The organism is Oceaniferula marina, from assembly GCF_013391475.1.
Classification (GTDB): Bacteria; Verrucomicrobiota; Verrucomicrobiia; order Verrucomicrobiales; family Akkermansiaceae; genus Oceaniferula; species Oceaniferula marina.
Genome location: NZ_JACBAZ010000001.1, coordinates 560,745 through 578,746 on the forward strand (window position 1 = coordinate 560,745; position 18,002 = coordinate 578,746).

General features: G+C 51.1%; 17 protein-coding genes. 15 read left to right on the forward strand and 2 right to left on the reverse strand.

All coding sequences use genetic code 11. The features are described from left to right. The first annotated feature begins 68 nt into the window (after positions 1-68). The 6 genes from HW115_RS02300 to HW115_RS02325 all read left to right on the forward strand — a co-directional run bounded on the left by HW115_RS02300 (position 69) and on the right by HW115_RS02325 (position 5,793). A complete protein-coding gene (locus tag HW115_RS02300) occupies positions 69-746 on the forward strand; it encodes a hypothetical protein (protein ID WP_178930955.1) in 678 nt (225 codons plus the stop codon). A 71-nt stretch (positions 747-817) separates the two neighbouring features. Next, positions 818-1,321 (forward strand): hypothetical protein, encoded by a 504-nt coding sequence (locus HW115_RS02305; RefSeq protein ID WP_178930956.1) that lies wholly within the window; start codon positions 818-820, stop codon positions 1,319-1,321. Between the two features lie 70 nt (positions 1,322-1,391). Next, positions 1,392-2,372 (forward strand): hypothetical protein, encoded by a 981-nt coding sequence (locus tag HW115_RS02310; RefSeq protein ID WP_178930957.1) that lies wholly within the window; start codon positions 1,392-1,394, stop codon positions 2,370-2,372. 531 nt (positions 2,373-2,903) lie between these two features. After that, positions 2,904-3,686 (forward strand): hypothetical protein, encoded by a 783-nt coding sequence (locus tag HW115_RS02315; RefSeq protein WP_178930958.1) that lies wholly within the window; start codon positions 2,904-2,906, stop codon positions 3,684-3,686. An 87-nt stretch (positions 3,687-3,773) separates the two neighbouring features. Continuing rightward, entirely contained in the window at positions 3,774-4,964 is a 1,191-nt protein-coding gene (locus tag HW115_RS02320) for a hypothetical protein (protein WP_178930959.1), read from the forward strand. 175 nt (positions 4,965-5,139) lie between these two features. Beyond that, positions 5,140-5,793 (forward strand): L,D-transpeptidase, encoded by a 654-nt coding sequence (locus HW115_RS02325; RefSeq protein ID WP_178930960.1) that lies wholly within the window; start codon positions 5,140-5,142, stop codon positions 5,791-5,793. Between the two features lie 39 nt (positions 5,794-5,832). Here the strand turns inward: HW115_RS02325 and HW115_RS02330 are convergent, their stop codons facing one another. Further along, the gene (locus tag HW115_RS02330) at positions 5,833-6,195 is read right to left on the reverse strand and encodes a DUF3147 family protein (protein ID WP_178931432.1); all 363 of its coding nucleotides are present in this window, start codon (positions 6,193-6,195) and stop codon (positions 5,833-5,835) included. Between the two features lie 235 nt (positions 6,196-6,430). Between HW115_RS02330 and HW115_RS02335 the strand changes: the two genes are divergently transcribed. The 4 genes from HW115_RS02335 to asd all read left to right on the forward strand — a co-directional run bounded on the left by HW115_RS02335 (position 6,431) and on the right by asd (position 9,565). Beyond that, positions 6,431-7,558: a DNA-directed RNA polymerase subunit alpha gene (locus HW115_RS02335; protein WP_178930961.1), complete on the forward strand. Its 1,128-nt coding sequence runs from the start codon at positions 6,431-6,433 to the stop codon at positions 7,556-7,558. Positions 7,559-7,585: 27 nt separating this feature from the next. Then, a complete protein-coding gene (gene rplQ, locus HW115_RS02340; protein WP_178930962.1) occupies positions 7,586-7,978 on the forward strand; it encodes a 50S ribosomal protein L17 in 393 nt (130 codons plus the stop codon). 177 nt (positions 7,979-8,155) lie between these two features. Continuing rightward, the gene (locus HW115_RS02345) at positions 8,156-8,416 is read left to right on the forward strand and encodes a hypothetical protein (protein ID WP_178930963.1); all 261 of its coding nucleotides are present in this window, start codon (positions 8,156-8,158) and stop codon (positions 8,414-8,416) included. 258 nt (positions 8,417-8,674) lie between these two features. Continuing rightward, a complete protein-coding gene (gene asd, locus HW115_RS02350; RefSeq protein ID WP_178930964.1) occupies positions 8,675-9,565 on the forward strand; it encodes an archaetidylserine decarboxylase in 891 nt (296 codons plus the stop codon). A gap of 44 nt (positions 9,566-9,609) precedes the next feature. Here the strand turns inward: asd and HW115_RS02355 are convergent, their stop codons facing one another. Further along, positions 9,610-10,548 carry a thiamine-phosphate kinase gene (locus tag HW115_RS02355; protein WP_178930965.1) on the reverse strand — a complete coding sequence of 313 codons (939 nt, stop codon included), beginning with the start codon at positions 10,546-10,548 and terminating at the stop codon, positions 9,610-9,612. 115 nt (positions 10,549-10,663) lie between these two features. On the opposite strand from HW115_RS02355, the gene HW115_RS02360 reads away from it, so the two are divergent. The 5 genes from HW115_RS02360 to HW115_RS02380 all read left to right on the forward strand — a co-directional run bounded on the left by HW115_RS02360 (position 10,664) and on the right by HW115_RS02380 (position 17,983). Beyond that, entirely contained in the window at positions 10,664-13,354 is a 2,691-nt protein-coding gene (locus HW115_RS02360; protein ID WP_178930966.1) for a tetratricopeptide repeat protein, read from the forward strand. A 24-nt stretch (positions 13,355-13,378) separates the two neighbouring features. Beyond that, positions 13,379-13,876 carry a pantetheine-phosphate adenylyltransferase gene (gene coaD, locus HW115_RS02365; protein WP_178930967.1) on the forward strand — a complete coding sequence of 166 codons (498 nt, stop codon included), beginning with the start codon at positions 13,379-13,381 and terminating at the stop codon, positions 13,874-13,876. Positions 13,877-14,030: 154 nt separating this feature from the next. After that, positions 14,031-15,410: an L-serine ammonia-lyase gene (locus HW115_RS02370; RefSeq protein WP_178930968.1), complete on the forward strand. Its 1,380-nt coding sequence runs from the start codon at positions 14,031-14,033 to the stop codon at positions 15,408-15,410. 12 nt (positions 15,411-15,422) lie between these two features. Then, positions 15,423-16,760, forward strand: a complete 1,338-nt coding sequence (locus tag HW115_RS02375; protein WP_178930969.1) for a mechanosensitive ion channel family protein — start codon at positions 15,423-15,425, stop codon at positions 16,758-16,760. 23 nt (positions 16,761-16,783) lie between these two features. Beyond that, positions 16,784-17,983 (forward strand): bifunctional 3,4-dihydroxy-2-butanone-4-phosphate synthase/GTP cyclohydrolase II, encoded by a 1,200-nt coding sequence (locus HW115_RS02380; protein ID WP_178930970.1) that lies wholly within the window; start codon positions 16,784-16,786, stop codon positions 17,981-17,983. Positions 17,984-18,002: the final 19 nt, after the last annotated feature.

Here is an 18,002-nt window from a genome sequence, read left to right on the forward strand (position 1 = left end):
TCTGCATCTTCCGGTGCACACTTAGTCAAACAAGAGAAACAACATCCATCAATCTAACACATATAGTTATGAAACACTCATCCATTATATTATTGGCTATTGCCAGCCTCAGCACCGTAGCGTTGGCCAACCAATCTCCCACTGGCCAACTAACCGTAGACAAGTCCATGGTCCGAAAAGGAGGTATACCAACCCTAACATGGAACATCTTCCACCCGATCAAACAAATCGAAGAAGTCGTCGACATTGACGATAATGATGAAATCACAGCAAAAAAGCGCCTACGGGTTCAAGTCTCCGTCATTGGCATCGGCATCACAGACGGACGCAATGAATACAAGTCCACATCGTGGCTTCATTTTTCATCATCCGGGTGGAAACATGTATTTGAAGGCTATGGCAGCCAAGTGAACACATCACAAATCAATATCGACAGAATTCTCGAACCAGGAGAAAAAATCAAATTCGCGGCCCGGTACTACTGGAACAGCTGGCAACCCTATTACTATAGCAACGGAGACAATGTCAAAGCCCTCATCAATGGAGATCAACCACCCAGCAAAGCAGGAGGCTATGATCAATCTTCACTTAACGACTACCTCCGCCCATACGTTAAAGACGGAAAACTCAACCTTGGAGAACTGGATATTATTTATGCAGCAGAATTAACGCATACAGATCAAAGAGCTTCAGGATTTGATATGCAGGATACGATTATCTTACTTAGATTTAGCGAAGTGGAATAAGCCCAGACCTTCACACCGCAATGATCAAGTCATCACTGTATGGATTGTGCTACCTCCTGAGTTTATTCGTCTTGTCCTGTACCTTTGCTGCTGCAGAAACAAACAATCACTCAGCTAACACACCCAAGAAAAGACCTAGTCATGAGGATATCCTTGATAAACAAGCGAAAAGCCCTCGACCAGTTCCAACAACAAATTCCGCACCTGCCCAAAGCGAAAAAATACATACCCCACAGAAAAATAAACCACTTAGCCGCTCCACCATTTTGTCTCACGCGAACAAGTGGACTAAAATCCCCCAAGGCAGTATCATGTATACGCCAGATCACTTGAAAAAAAATATCGTGGCAACACCGACTGGAAAAATCCTCAGTTGGAATGATTTCTACCGGAAAAATGCCGGTTGGATACACCTGCACCCGGTCACGATCAACCAAGCCAGAGGACTCACAGTGATCAAAGCTGATATCATTAAGGCATACCAGTCTATGGGGAAAGTCGTCGTCGCTACCTACCACAAAGCACCGATTTCAGTCATGCCCAAGGCTTTGGAGCCAGAAACCTTAAAACAATAACCAACCATTGAATCCCTAACACAGCATGAAAACATGTATCATAACACTCGTCCTAAGCTCAGCCAGTATCATGGCTGATTCCTACCTGAATGAAATCAGGCAAATCAATACATTCAAAACCGATCAAGGAGAAATCATCCAAACCGAATTATCCCTGAGTCATCTCGATAACGCAGGTAGCAAGGCCGCGGCAGAGGGCGTCATGGGACGCAGTGTCTTTGAATTGATTACAACCAACGGAGAAAGTGGTGAAGAAACCCTTCTGGATACAGTAACGGTCTCAAGTTATCTTGCTGATGCCTCCATCCAAATCCAGGGCCCGCAAGCCGATCCTTACAACCTGATACCGTCGAACACCCCCCGAACTCAAGTGGGTCAAGGGTTCACCTTAAATTATACCATCTCAGACCTTCTTCCATCCGGTGCTGATACACCTGAAGCCGCAAGCAGTCTCTTGTTCGAGCATGCCGTTTATAACTATGCCGAAGGTCAAAGCTCGGTGGCCCAAGGAGCTCTTCCAAATAAAAAAAACCAAAGCCACCTATCACAAAATGGGACTTTCGAGCACTCCCTTTCAACCAGCCTCTCAGCTGCCGACCTCACCCGGGTTCGAGGTGAAGAAACATTCACCGTTTATATGAAGCCGGACAACGAAAATCCGGACTACAAAGAAATCGATAGCGCGAAAGTAATTATTTGGCCCATCTCCAACGGTAGTATGTCCGGATTAATAGCCGGGAAAACCTATTCCAAGATTCCTTCCGTCACCCTTGACTTGGTTGACCTTTACCCAGGAAGTGACACCTACCTCGAAATCACGAGCCCCGCTTTGGACGCTCCTCTGATCTACGGTGGCCGAAAAAACACCAGCGACGTCCCTTTGACTGTCAAATATGAACTCAAAGACTTGGATTTAGTACTAAAAAAAGATGGCGTTTACCGCATTCAACTACTTCACAAAAGCCCGTTCGAGACCTTGGTCTTTGAAGACCTTTCTTTTGAAGTTAGCCGCGTGATCAAAGTCAACGGCAACATCATTTCTTCAGAATAAATCATCTCCGCCTGCTCATTCTTTCGTTTTCACGGCCCTAAAGCTTCATGCTTTAGGGCCGTTTTTTATATTTCTACTCCCCGCAGCCCAGTCAGCCTTGCTATTAAAGTTATAATTTTTGCAATCTCGCCCCTAACAGCCCCAATAAATAAACTTTTACATAACCAGCTCAATATGAACGACTAACGCTATTTTTATCTGGACACTTCGCCCATCATACAGCATAAATATAGCAGTTGAGGGCCACACGGCCATCAGCATCCCCATCAGAAACACCCCCTCATCTTCCTGTTTCTATCACCTCTCCCCCAAGCGCCCTCCCTTCTCCTGATCATTCAGGAACCATCACATTTGTCTTCCCTCCAGGGCATCAATCAACGCGCGCTTCAGGCTGGTTTCCGGACCGTCCCTCCAACGGGATTCCGTGTACACCCAACGAGCTCAACAAAAGGGGTCAAGTAGCCAAACCAACCCGACCTTGAACATAACTAGACATTGATAGACATACACAAAACGAAAACCCATACCATAATGAAGACAACAACCATACTCACCATCGGCACTGCCATACTGATCAGCACAGCCATCAGCCAGGCAGATATTACACTCAAAGCACCTGGAGCGACATCTGCAATAGGAACCAGCACTCCAGGAAGTCTCACATTGGACGCAGGAAACCACAAAAAATATGAAATCACCGGATATGCAGTCGATGCAGGTCAGACCAATCAAGGCCTGAGCGTCTCAGCCTCAGTCAACGGAACCCGGATTTTCAGTGGCATTTCGTTGGTAAAAAAGGGAGGCGTTTCCGTGGTCACCCTCGACACACCCATTGTCATCAAAGATGCCAATGCCATCATCTCTCTGAGCTATGACGGGAGCGAAGATCCCAAATCAGGTGTAAGTGTTGAAATTCTAGCTACCATCACCGATGCCACGGTCGAACCGGTCGGCACCCTGAAGGCTCCACTTGTTGTCAAAAATGACGGTCTTGAACTCCCCCTCCTAAACTGGAGCATTTCCAAATTTCTCGATAATGAAGCGGTGACACCTCCATCGACCGGAGGAGGAAATGAAGACGAGTCCTCATCCGAAGACGCAGCCAATGTCGGCAAAGGGAAAAGCAACAACGGTCACGGAAACAACCTCGACGGCATCGATGTCTCCAACCCCGGAAAAAGTGCTGAAAAATGGGCCTCATACGGAAAATTCGACACCGATTACAATGGGGATGGCGAATATGAAGACGATGAAGGACGTGGTGGCGGATCCGCTATGAGTAACACCCCGGTCAAAAATACGGTCAGCCAGTAAAAGAACTTCTTCCACCGTAATCGCGGGTCACCCAGACAAGCATCACATCAAAAAAGGATTCTGAATCATTCAAACATCATACTCACCATGAAAACATTCCAACGTATTCTGCCCGTTTCCCATATCGGGATCATCGCGGCAGCCATCAACCTAGCCTGCCTCCCCCCCACAACGGCAAACGACAGCTTCATCAAACAGTGGCAATTAACAGAAGATGGCACACGCATCTGCATTAGCACCATCTACTTTGCGGGGCCCGCGGACGGACAATCATCCACAGGAACCAAAACATCCGAACACACAGTGGGATCCGCAGGTTCCTACTATGAGCTCTGGACCGACGGAATTGGATCGGACAGTGGAACGGACTACCTACTCGATACCGCTTATGTCGCCCCTTACGCCCCTGAATCTAAAATCACCTTCAGTACAGGCGACCCCTATGCCTCGGCGCGCACCCGTGCCGATGAACCCTTCTGGATACATGTCGGAGTGAAAGACTTGATGGAGCCAGACACTGGAGCCCCCGACTACGCCCTGAACGTGTATTTCCAACATACAACGATGACATACGATTCATCGACCAACGGAGTTCCAGCCGGCCAGACAGATGAATCCTTTATTCAGGATGCCTATATATCAGAAAATGGGACCATCCACCTTGAAGGAGGGTCCCAACTTCCCAAAGAAGGAGTCTCACAAGAGGCTCCCGAGGGCATCGCCTACAAACAACGCGGCCAAGATATATTCCGAACCTATGCCTTTGCTTCGGATGGAACCGCCAGCGGGCTTCAAATTGCCGAAGGAAAAATCCAGATCTGGCCCATCGCAGAGGCCACCATCTATCTGAAAGATTACGAACCCGATGCCACCCTGACGCGCTCGCTTCCCGACATCGAGGTGACGGTCAAAGATGCCTACCCTTACAGCTCCACCTACGTGCAGATCTACCCCGGCATCAAAGACTCAGCAGGAAGGGAAAGCGCTCAAGTCATCGAGGCCTATCGTCGATCTTTCCCTAGCACGACAACCGTGCCGCAAAATCTACAAATCACCATTCCTGCAGCCAACTGGAAGGATCTGGTCCCCACAGACGGAATCTACACCATCGAAGTGATTACCCATACCCCATTCGAAGGTCTTGTCTACCCTACAACGGGCAAGGTCATGCTCGATGCTACGGAACTCCCCAGCACCGGAGGCCTCAGATTAGTCCATAACACATTCACTGTAGACCGGACGGTTGAGATCAAAGGCAACATCATCTCATCTGAATAAACAAACTCTCCCGCCCCAAACACCCTTACCAACGGCCCCGGCTCCTCTCAGGAGTCCGGGGCCGTTGCTTTGTTTGTAATCAACACGCGCACATCCCTCAAAAAAAATGAGCCTTGCCTAATGATCTGAACCCTGTAGGATGTCCTGCTCGAAACACCACCTCGCATACGAACGTATGAAATCTTTCATCCACTCCCTGCCTCCGCTCTTTGTGACATGCTTTTTATTATGTTCCTGTGGAGACCCCAACACTCCCAACCCCAGACAAACCGCACCGCTTAAAGCAGCGCACGTCAATCCCTTCGCCAAAGGTACCTACGCCCACTTTCGAGCACAAAAAGGATACCCCAGAAACTATGCCATCTGGAAAAATGAAGAGGTTTTGGCCCGAACCACCCCCTCGAATTCAAGTATCCGAATCGACCTGTCTGCCCAACGGGCTTATCTGATGAACGGCCGGGATTTGGCAATGGACTATCCTATTTCCACCGGAACCTCCAGCTTCCCCACACCAACCGGCAGCTACCAAATCCTTGAAAAAAAACCGTCCGAAAAACGGTCCAATACGTACGGGAAAATATATGATGCCGAAGATAAAGTCGTAAACAGCAATGCCGATATTCGAACAGATCCGGTCCCGGAGGGGGGCAAATTTGTAGGAGCGGCCATGCCATACTGGATGCGCCTGACTTGGGACGGCGTCGGAATGCACAAAGGAAAAGTGCCACGCTATCCCGCATCACACGGCTGCATTCGCACCTACTATAAAGTCGTGGAAACCGTCTACAGCAAAGTGCAAAAAGGAACGCCTGTCAGTATTGTTCAATAAGCCAGCTTCAGCCGGCTCTTCCTCTGGTTTAATTCAGGGTCACATCAGGTTCACCCCAAACCGCTTCACAATCCAGGCGGTAAAAAGAAAAAGAACGACCGTCAGGACACAGCCTGCCAAAAGGCTTACGCCATAATGCCACCCCCTGCGCAGCATCCAGGGAATCAGCAAAAACATCGGCAATGTCGGCAAGGCATACCAAAAAGTGTAATACGCATGCCTGGCTATTTTTTCCGTCCGAACATCTCCCTTCATTTCGAAAAACATCCAGGTCATGACCAACACCGTCACCATGGGTAAAGCCGCGATCAATGCCCCCAATCGGTCACTCCTCCGGGCAATCTCAGAAATGAGAACCACCAAGCCGGATGTAATGAGATATTTTAAAACCAAGGGCATCACAAAGGACAAGATCGAAGCTTTCCCAGTCAAGTCCAGTTGAAAAACGCCGCAGAAGGCGCTTGCAGGGCATAAAACCCGAAAAAAACGGTTGCAATATCCACCTTCTTCTCCTTAATTCACCGCCCCGCGAGCTAGAAACTTGCCGTAGGTCCTCTGCAAATCTGCCAACTGTCCACTCTGGACGACCCGCGGATCCCCGCTCGCCAGAGGGTAACCCGGCCACCCACAACATACTATGTCAGAAGACACCACAACGACCGAAACCAACGAATCCGTCGAAGATACCGCATTTAAGCTGGATCGCTTCGAACTCCCAAACCGCCTCACCAAAACTGAGGAAACCGAATCCGAAACCTACGCTCAGTTCGTCGCTGAGCCATTTGAAGGCGGATACGGCCACACCATCGGCAACTCGCTTCGCCGCGTCCTGCTTTCCTCATTGGAAGGTGCCGCCATCACTTCTGTGCGCATCGCAGGAGTGCAACATGAGTTCTCAAGCCTTCCTGGCTGCCACGAAGATGTCACCGACATCATCCTCAACCTGAAAAAGGTGAAGTTCAAGCACCACGGCAAAGAGCCTCGCGTTCTGACCATCAAGATTGAGAAAGAAGGCGTCGTCACAGCCGCAGATATCAACGAGGACACCATGTATGAAGTGGTCAACCCCGACCAAATCATCTGCACCCTCGACCGCAAAGTGAAATTCGACTGCGAATTCGAAGTCAAAGTAGGCCGTGGATTCAACACCGGCGACGAAAACAAGCGCCCGGACATGCCTATTGGTGTCATCGCCATTGACTCCATTTTCTCTCCTGTCGTCCGCGTGAAATATGCCGTTGAGAACACCCGTGTGGGTCAAATGACCGACTACGATAAGTTGATCCTCGACATCTTCACCGACGGTCGCGTTGCTCCAAATGACGCACTCCTCCAAGCATCCGCCATTCTTCGTCACCACCTTGATGTCTTCGTCAACTACGACGAAAACGCTGTTGACTTCGAAGAGGCACCAGCTGAACAGAGCGAAGAAAATGCCGCACTGAAGAAGTTGCTCAACATGAGCGTCAACGAGATCGAACTCTCGGTTCGTGCCGCAAACTGCCTGAACAACGCCAATATCACAACGGTCGGACAACTCGCAACCAAAACAGAAGCCGAGATGCTCAAATACCGTAACTTCGGTAAGAAGTCTCTTAACGAGATCAAGGAGAAGCTTGTTGAACTGGGTCTTGGACTCGGCATGAACATCGATCCTTCCCTTCTTACAGGTTCGCTGCCATCAGTCGCGGCACCACGCCTCGGAGCTGAAGATGAAGCACCGGTTGGCCTCGCCGACCTCATTGCCCAAAACCTTAACGATTAATTACACCCTTAACTTACCCTTTATCCAATGAGACACAGAAAAAAAACTGTCAAACTGCAACGTGACGCCGCACACCGTCGTTCACTGCTCGCTAACCTCGCCTGCAGCCTAATCGAGCACGGCCGCATCAAAACAACCGTCGCTAAGGCCAAGGCCCTGCGCCCGGTAGCAGAAAAAATGGTTACTCTCGCCAAGCGTGGCGACGTCCATGCCCGCCGCCAGGCCATCGCCTTCCTTCGTCAGAAGAGTGCTGTAAAGAAACTCTTCACCGAAATCGGACCCGCTTGCGAAGACCGTCAAGGTGGCTACTGCCGCATCACTAAACTCGGCGCACGCATGACAGACTCCGCCCCGATGGCTTACATCGAGTGGACTGACATCGAAGATATGGCAGTTGCCGGAACCAGCGAAGATGAATAGTCTGACGTTAGTTAACTAAACTAACTCATCACTAACACTTTAACAAATACGTAATTCCGCAAGGAATTACGTATTTTTTATGTAATTTAACGAAAAAATAATCATTTTTTTGCAAGAGTTGTTGGACAAAAGTGGATCTATCATTTATAAGTGTTAGCGAATCCAACATATATTGTTATGAAATCCAGAAAGAACCTAACTCGTTTCACATACGAAACTACTGCATTCCAGGGATGGCGCTTGAGCCTAAGCCGCTCGGGAACCACATTCACCAAGTATTTTTCCGACAAAAAATACGGTAGTGAACGCAAAGCCCTGAAGGCAGCAGAGGCCGCCTTGAAAGAGCTTAAAGAACTCGTCGAAAATTCACGCAAGGTGAATGGCAAGCTCAGCAAGACGACTACGAATAAAGCAAAGAAGCTTCTCAAGGACGTATAAAAATCCATCGGAAGCACATACTCAAACATCAAACCTAAAACAGGCGGGAGTCGAATCCCCGCCTGTTTTTTTGTACCTTCGCTCCTTGGGATGCGACATCATAACACAAAGGATTTCAGACACCTCCCCGCGTGGATAAAATCCCCATCACTTGTCGTCAGTGAAGCTGGATAACACAGCCATACCACAACATGCCTCGGCTCGGATTCATTCGAAAAAATATGGCAATTGAATCAATCATCACTATGCTCCGCCTCCATGAAGGACATTGAATTCTACAATCGGTATACAGGAAAAATGGAAACCGAGCAGGTCTATGGCGAAGCCTTTTTGAAATGGGCCTATGGAAACCCACTAGGTAAGGCGGCGCTTCACACCTTGGTCAAACGTCCCTTTTTCTCTCGCTGGTATGGAGGCCGTATGGATCTGGCCAACAGCGCACAGCGAATCGATTCCTTTATCCACGACTATGACCTCGACGTCTCAGAATTTGCGGATGAACCGAAAAACTATCAATCGTTCAACGAGTTCTTCTATCGTAAACTCAAGCCTTCTGCGCGCCCAATAGCCAACAGCTCCGTGGTATTCCCAGCGGATGGGCGCCATCTCGGATTCGCCAACACCAATGACATTCAGGGCGTTTTTATCAAAGGGCAGCAATTTGATGTATTGAAACTGCTCGGAGACGAGAAGCTGGCGGATCGCTATCTGGGAGGAAGTCTCGTGCTTTCCCGTCTCTGTCCGGTCGATTACCACCGTTACCATTTTCCGGTCAGTGGCACCGCATCAGAGACCCAAATGATCAACGGTCCGCTCTTTTCCGTTTCTCCCATCGCGCTGAGAAAACAGCTTTCCTACCTCTGGCAAAACAAAAGAACCATCACCAGCATCAAAACAGAAACCATGGGAACGGTCATCATGATGGAAATCGGGGCAACCTGCGTGGGCTCAATCCAGCAGACATTCACCCCGAAACAGCCAGTCCAAAAAGGTGAAGAAAAAGGCTATTTTGCGTTCGGGGGTTCCTCCACACTTACCCTCTTCGAACCGGATACGATCAAGATTGCCGACGACCTGTTGGAAAACTCATCCAAACAAATCGAAACCTATGCCCGTATGGGAGACCATCTGGCAGAAGCCAAGAATTGATCAGGTTTCAAGCGCCCGTATCCGATTACCCCCCAACGCCGGCATCAGCCACGGGGCGATGCTCCGGGCTCCTCTGAAGATTCCGACCGGAAGTGCTCCCAGCCTCCAGCCAATGGAGAACATTTCCCCGGAATCAATGAACCAATTGCAGTCAAGTCAAGATCAGGGAAGCGCTCTCTCCAAGCAGAGTCCAAGCCAGCGATCTTGTTTGAAGGCATGCTGATGAGCAATTCAAAGTCTTCCCCGTCCTGAAGAGCGGCATCCACAGAACAGCCTGCGGTTCGAGGGATCATCTCATGGTCAAGCCGGTAGTTGAGGCCACTGGCATATGCCAGCCGGGGGAGATCCTGAGCCAAGCCATCAGATAAATCCATCATGGCCCGAGGCTTAAAATGCTCCACCAACCAAGCCGATTCCTCAACTCGAGGGGTGAAATCCAGATGTTTTCCCTGAATCGAACCTCCCAACCTTCCGGTCACAAAAACCACATCCCCCGCCTCCCCTCCGGAGCGCAACACCAGTTGGTCTTTTTGCACCCATCCGGTCCCTGCGATGGAAATCATCGCGCAGCCCCCGTCAGGCACCGACGTCGTCTCCCCCCCACAAATCCCAGCTCCAAAGCTGCGTGCACATCGCTGTAATCCACGGTAAATCGATTGAACGTAAGCCAGTTCACGGTTCGGAGGCATCGCGATAGTCACCAGCAATTGAGAAGGCGTCCCCCCCATGGCCGCAAAATCACTCACAACTCGCGCAACGGCCTTCCACCCAACTCTCTCGCCGGACGTTGCAGCCGCATAATGAACCCCTTCTACAATGGCATCCGTCTTGAGCAACTGCCACCGCTCCACGTCACCGACGTCGATGACCGCACAATCATCGCCCGGACCAACAACCAACCCTTCTGAGGGCTCACTCGCCCCCAATTCCTCTACCAAGGATGCAATCAACGCATCTTCTCCAATATCAGCCAGTCGTTTCATCGCCTAGGTATTCCATGTGATATCCGACTAAAACCCAAAACAATTCTTCTGAAAATCACATGATTTTCTGTCAACAATTTCTGTCAATCTCGCGTTTTTGTCGCATAATATCGCTGTGATCCTAAGACTCACCATCCTTTTTGCCTCGCTCTGCCTGACCATTCAGGCTGCGCCTGAAAAAACGGCGCCCCCTGCTCCGCCGCTACCAGACAAAGCCAAAGCCCTGCAAGAGCTCACAAAAAGTAGCCATTATCAGCATGGACTCAAAGCAATGGAGGATCAATTGCCAGATCTGGCCATCCGACAATTCCGCACCATTCTGAGCGATCCCAAGCTTGGGCCTGATGCCAAGGCCTACGTCCAATTTGCTTTAGCCAAGGCCCTGATCCAGACAGGACTCAGCCAGCATGGCAGCGACCAACACGCCCTGGAGGCCTTGGAACTACTCAACACCCCCACACTAAAGCTGCTCCCATCCGCCCCCCTTTGGAAAGCCGAGGCCTTGGCTGCAATCGGTAAATACCAAGCCGCGGAAGAAGCCTTGGCCCAAATCCCATCGAAACATCCGAAACATGCCACCATCACCCTGGTTCGTGCCCGCATTCTCATAGCTCTGGCCCAAAACGACGGAGCTCTCAAACTGCTCAAATCTCTCACCGAATCCAATGTTTCGGAAACTCGCAACCTCGCCCACCTGCTAACAGCCGAAATCCAAATCAATAAAAGTGCATTCGACGATGCTCGAAAACAGCTTGATCAAATCAAAAGCACACAAGCGTCAACCGAAAGACTCAAAGACTATTTAGTTGCTCGTCTCGCTCTGGCCGAGGGCAAATCGGTCGATGCCATCAGCCGTTTCCGCTCGCTCGTCACCGAAACAGACCACCTCAGTCAACGCATCTACCACGCCTGCGTCCTCGGACTTTCAGATGCTCTGGCTGCACACAATCAAATCGAGGACTCGATCGGAGTGCTCGAAAACCACATCAGCCAACATCCGAATTCATCCATCCTCCTGCAAGGATTCCTGAGACTTGGCCAGCGCCTGTCGCCGAACCTACCAGCCAACCACCCGTCAATGCAAAAACTGATCGAGTGGAGTGCCCCCCCCATAAAATCCCCCGATGTTCTCTATATCACCGGTGACACATCTGACGCTCTGCCCATGTTCCAGCCACCAGTCAGTGAACACGACGACTTGGTCACTCTCGCGCTCTACCTCAGAGCCTCTCTCCTCGCCAAATCGAACGATCCGAAACAGCACGCTCAAGCACTGGCTTTGCTCAACCGACTCCGCACCCTCCACCCGGCGCATAGCCTGCCTCCCAGCGAGCTCTACTTACAGATTTATTCAAAGTCACTACTCGAAACCGCCCAACTCCAGCTGAAACAAAAACGCACCCAACAAGCGACATACACGCTGGAAGCCTTGGAGAAAGTGGCATTTTCCCCAGCGATGAAAGATCAGGCCAACTCGTTGCTAGGGATTCTACAAATCGACCAATCACAGTATAAGGAAGCGCTCGCGGCCTTCAATATGGCTCGGGAATCAACATCCGAACAAATAGCCGAAGCTGCAAGTATCAACGCCGGCATCAGCGCCCTCTTGGCCAGCGATATGACGGCTTTCAATAAAATCCTCGACGGTAAACAAACAGCTCACATCGAGACATCGCTGACACTTGAACGGGCTCTTTGGAAATGCCGAAACAACAACGCATCCGGTCGAATGGATCTGGATCGCTTTATTGCAACCCACCCAGGCCACCCCAGAGAAAACGAAGCACGATTAGCACTCGCTGCCGCCGGTGTAGACATCAGCCCGCCCGACATCCTCCTAACCAATGCACAACTGGAAATCATCACCCCCAAGCTCCCGGATGAAGCCAGCCAGTATGCCATCACCCGAATCAAAATCAGGGCAGAAGAGCTGTCTCAAAACTGGTCGTCAGCAGCCGCCCTCGCCGAGGGCTTCATTCAACAGTTCCCCCAATCACCCAACCTGCCAGCAGTAATGCTCAAGCAAGGCGAAGCCTACTACCATAATGAAGACTTCAACAAATCTCGCCGGGTCTTCCAACAGGTCAATGACCAGTTTCCCTCAAGCCCCTTCGCCCCCTACGCACGCTTTTACACCGCCATGGCAGCCCGCCTGGGAGGAACCACTCAATCCAGGGAGGAAAGTATCAGCCTGTTCCAAAATATCATCGACAGCAAACATGAGCTTGCCGATGAAGCCAGAATTCAACAAAGCCGGGTCCTCATCGATCTTCGTCGATATGCTGAAGCTCAAAAGGCTCTGGAGCCCATTCTTTCTGATAAACAAGCGGTTCTCTCAGTCCGCAGGGATGCCGGAGTCCTGCTGGCTGATTGCTTTCACAGACAGGCCGCCAACACTCCTGAAAAATACGAGCAAGCGGTTGCCATTTACGATCAACTCCTTGACAGCGATGGCCTTTCATTAGCATGGAATAACCGACTGCATTTTCTCAAAGGACAAACGCTGGAAAGCATGGACCGCCGCACAGATGCATTGGACACCTATTACAATGTCGTCATCAAAGGCCAAAATCCGCCGAGTACCGTCGGCTACGACGTCGAATGGTTCTGGTTCTACCGTTGCGGGTTCAAGGCCCTCTCCATGCTCGAAGCTGATAAACGCTGGGAAGCCGCCGTCAAACTGGCAAAAAGAATCGCTTCCTTCGATGGCCCCCGAGCCGAAGAAGCCTATAAACGATCCCACAATTTGGCGACCACTCACATGATATGGCTTGAAGACAACAAAGCCATCCCCGTTGACGAATAAACCTCAAACCACCTCCACACCACCATGCGCACTGCTGTCTATGCCGGATCCTTTGACCCACTGACCAACGGTCATTTATGGATGATCGAACGCGGCCTTGAAATGTTTGATCGACTCTATGTCGCCATTGGAACCAACCCTCTCAAATCATACACCTTTTCCGTCGAAGAACGGCTTGAACAACTTCATGCCTCCATCCCATCCTGTGAACGGTTAAGCATTTCCGAATTCCACAACCATTATCTGGTCAACTACGCGCGATCCGTCCAAGCCCAATTTATCCTGAGGGGGATTCGATCCTACACCGACTACGAATTTGAACGAGGCATGCGCCACATCAATAACGATATGGCCCCCTCAATCACAACCATTTTCTTGATGCCGCCAAGGGATATTTCCGAGCTTTCATCCAGCATGGTGAAAGGTTTGATCGGACCCGAGGGTTGGCAGGACAGCGTTCGCCGATACGTCCCGGCCCCAGTCTTTGAGTCCCTCAAAGAAATCGACTTGGACCAAGACTAGAGGGAGAAAAAACTCCACCTCTCCACGCCCTTCATCAGGTAGAAACAATCTGCCTCATTAGAAGGAAATCGGAACACTATCGGCTTGATGTTTTCCCAAAGCCATAGGATCAACCGCGCGCACTGTCCCTATCTCATCACCCCCATATCAAGCCATGATTTCCATCCTAGACCTTTTTTCCATCGGTATTGGGCCATCCAGTTCTCACACCGTGGGTCCGATGCGAGCTGCGTGCCAATTTGTAAAACAACTGGTCAACGCCCGACTCCCCAAGCTCCCTGTCCGCATCCAATGCGACCTGTATGGTTCCTTGGCCGCTACAGGCAAAGGACACGGAACCGATACCGCCATCATTCTCGGACTGATGGGTAACGACCCTGAAACCATTGACGTCAAGTCCGTCCCCACCATGTTGGACGCCATTCGCAAGGAAAAAAAACTCCTATGGCACCCGCAGCACCGCATCGCTTTCGAGGAACATCAACATATTGTCTACCACTCTGACAATGCCCTGCCGCTCCACCCCAATGGTATGCACCTGTGTGCAAGCTCGGCTGACGGAGACATCATCATGGAAGAGGTTTACTATTCCGTGGGCGGAGGCTTTATCGCCACTGATGCCGAAATGAAAAACCCTCACTTCGGAACCCCGGCATCTCCAGTCTATCCATTCCGATCGGCCGATGAATTGACCTCCCTTTGCGACGACCACCAGATCTCTATCCCCGAGCTCATGCTCGCCAATGAAAATCGAATCCGTCCAGAAACCGAAACACTGGCAGCCCTCGACCGAATCTGGGAAACCATGCAGGAATGTGTCCAAAACGGATGCTCCAACCGTGGGGTCCTCCCTGGAGGGCTAAACGTCGAGCGCAGGGCCTATAAAGTTCACCAAAAACTAGCCAATCATCCGGAAGCCGCACTTTCCGACCCCCTGTCGGTCATCGATTGGGTCAATCTCTACGCTCTCGCCGTCAATGAGGAAAATGCAGCAGGCGGGCGGGTTGTTACAGCCCCGACCAATGGTGCGGCGGGCATCATCCCGGCTGTCCTACATTACGCCACCCGCTTCCGCCATAGCCCCCACGGCCCCCGTAAGGCCGTACACCGCTTTCTGCTTACCGCGGGTGCCATCGCCACACTCTACAAACGCAATGCCTCGATCTCAGGGGCAGACGTCGGATGCCAGGGAGAAGTAGGCGTTGCGTGCTCAATGGCGGCAGGCGCACTTGTCGATTACCTCGGAGGAGACCATCATCAGGTCGAAAATGCCGCCGAGATCGCAATGGAGCACAACCTTGGACTCACCTGTGACCCGATCGCCGGACTGGTTCAAATCCCCTGCATCGAACGCAATGCCATGGGAGCCGTCAAGGCGATCAACGCTTCCCGCATCGCTCGCTCAGGTGATGGCACCCACTTTGTCTCGCTGGACAAAGTCATCAGCACAATGAAAGAAACCGGCAAAGACATGCAGGAAAAATACAAAGAAACATCGCGTGGAGGGCTTGCCGTCAATGTGGTTGAATGCTAGAACTCTCTATCGATGAATCCGTGGGAATCCATACGGTCCAGTATTGCCAACAACGTTTCTGACTACTGGCAGTGGGGAACCATGATCCTCTGCTTTGCTGCAGCGCTCATCCTGACCCGTATCATCTACAAAGCTCTCTTTCATGAGAAAGCTTCTTTCCGCAAGTTTTGCTCCCATTTCTTCAATACCGGAGAAAAGATCAATGGCACGCCTCTGGTATTTTCTGCCCTCCTGTGGATCACCCTCGCCGTCCGCAACCACTGGTCTCAAACGTTGATCGAAAAGGGGGGGGAAGGCATCCAATCCAACTATATTCACACGGTCGCTTTGATCGTTTCTGGCTACGTCGTCTATCAAGTGGCCCACGCCGTCTCCAAAGGACAGCTCATCCCCCGCATACTTAGCGGCTGCATGCTGGCGATCTTCATATTCCACCTGCTTGGCTGGCTCACCCCCTTGAATGAAGCCCTCCAAGACATTGAACTGCCTGTAGGTGATCTGAACGTCAACCTCTGGAACATCTTTTCATCACTCGCATCTCTGGTGATTTTGCTCTGGATTGTTTCCTTGGCTAACCGCTTCGTCGATGCCGCCATCTTCGCTCAAAAAGAGATCCCCCCCACCATCAAAGTCCTCATCAGTAAAAGCTCCCGCTTTTTTCTCTACGGCTTTGCTCTCATTGCAGCCCTATCGATCGGCGGGGTCCCCCTCGGCGGCCTTACGGTCTTCAGTGGGGCCCTTGGTCTCGGTCTGGGATTCGGTCTGCAAAAAATCATCGCCAATATGATTTCCGGCCTTATCATCCTCGTTGATAAATCCATCAAACCCGGAGATGTCATCGAAATGGATGGCACCTTTGGCTCCATCAACTCCATCCATAGCCGTTACGTATCCGTCATCACTCGCGACCGCAAAGAATTCCTCATCCCGAACGAAGACTTCGTTACCAATAAAGTCATCAACTGGTCATACTCAGATCGTGTGATTCGGGTCAAAGCCGATATCGGCGTCTCTTACGATACCGACCTCAATTTGGCCATCCGCCTCTGCACGGATGCTGCCCAGTCTGTTTCCAGAGTCATCAAATCCCCTGCCCCTGTCTGCCTCTTACGCGAATTCGGAGATTCTGCCATTATTCTCCAGATCCGCTTTTGCATTGAAGATGCCGTTAACGGAGTCAGCAATGTTCGCTCCCAAGTCCTCCTTGCCATCTGGCAATCCTTCCGCGATAATCATATCGAAATTCCATTCCCTCAACGAGATCTTCATATCAAGTCCGGCACACTCCCATACTCTGCCGACCCAAAGGCAACGCTGCCACCCGTGGCAACAGCTCCAGATACCCAATAACCATTAACTGACACTCATTTTATATGTCCGCACTTACCTTCCACACCATTGACGAAATTATCAGCGACATTGCCGCAGGTAAAATGGTTATCGTTACCGACGACCCCAACCGGGAGAATGAGGCCGACCTCATCGCCGCAGCCTCCATGGTCACACCTGAGATCATCAATTTTATGGTCACCCATGCCCGTGGGCTGATTTGTGCACCCATCACCCCGGAGCGAGCCGAAGAGCTCCAGCTGCCACAAATGGCACGGCGTAACACCGAATCCATGCAGACGGCTTTCACCGTTTCAGTCGATGCCGCCCATGACATCACCACCGGCATCTCCGCTGCAGACCGGGCCAGAACCATTCATCTACTGGCGAACCCGGAAGCGGATGCCAACGCCCTCGTTCAACCTGGACACATCTTCCCTCTTCAGGCTGTTCCAGGTGGGGTTCTCCGCAGAGCAGGACACACCGAAGCCGCCATCGACCTCACCCGCCTTGCCGGACTTCCCGAAGCTGGGGTCATCTGTGAAATACTCAATGACGACGGCACCATGGCGAGAGCCGGAAACCTTGGTGAATTCCAACAAAAACACCAGCTTAAGGCCTGTACCATCGCCGACCTGATCGAACACCGCCGCCATTCCGAAAAACTTGTCCGTCGAGGTGAAACCATCAACATGCCTACCGATTATGGAGACTTCGATTGTCACCTCTATTATGTGGAAAACGCAGAAGGCCACCACCTGGCACTCACCCGTGGAGATATCTCAGCCGACAACCCCACCTTGGTCCGTGTGCATTCGGAATGCCTCACTGGCGATGTCTTTCACTCACAACGATGCGACTGTGGGGCCCAGCTCGACACAGCATTGAAAAAAATCTCAGAAGAAGGAGGGGTGCTACTCTACCTCCGGCAAGAGGGACGAGGCATCGGCCTCCCCGCAAAAATCCATGCCTACAAGCTTCAAGAACAAGGCCTCGACACCATTGAGGCGAATGAAAAACTCGGTTATGGATCCGACCTCCGCGATTACGGCGTGGGCGCTCAAATATTACACGACCTAGGAGTCAGACAAATCAAGCTCATGACCAACAACCCGAAAAAAATCGTCGGATTGGAGGGATACAAGCTCGAAATCACCGAGCAAATTCCGGTCAGCATACCAGCCAACCCACACAACGAAAAATACCTCCAAACAAAAAAAGACCGGATGGGGCACACCCTCTAATCACGAACAACCGGTAGAG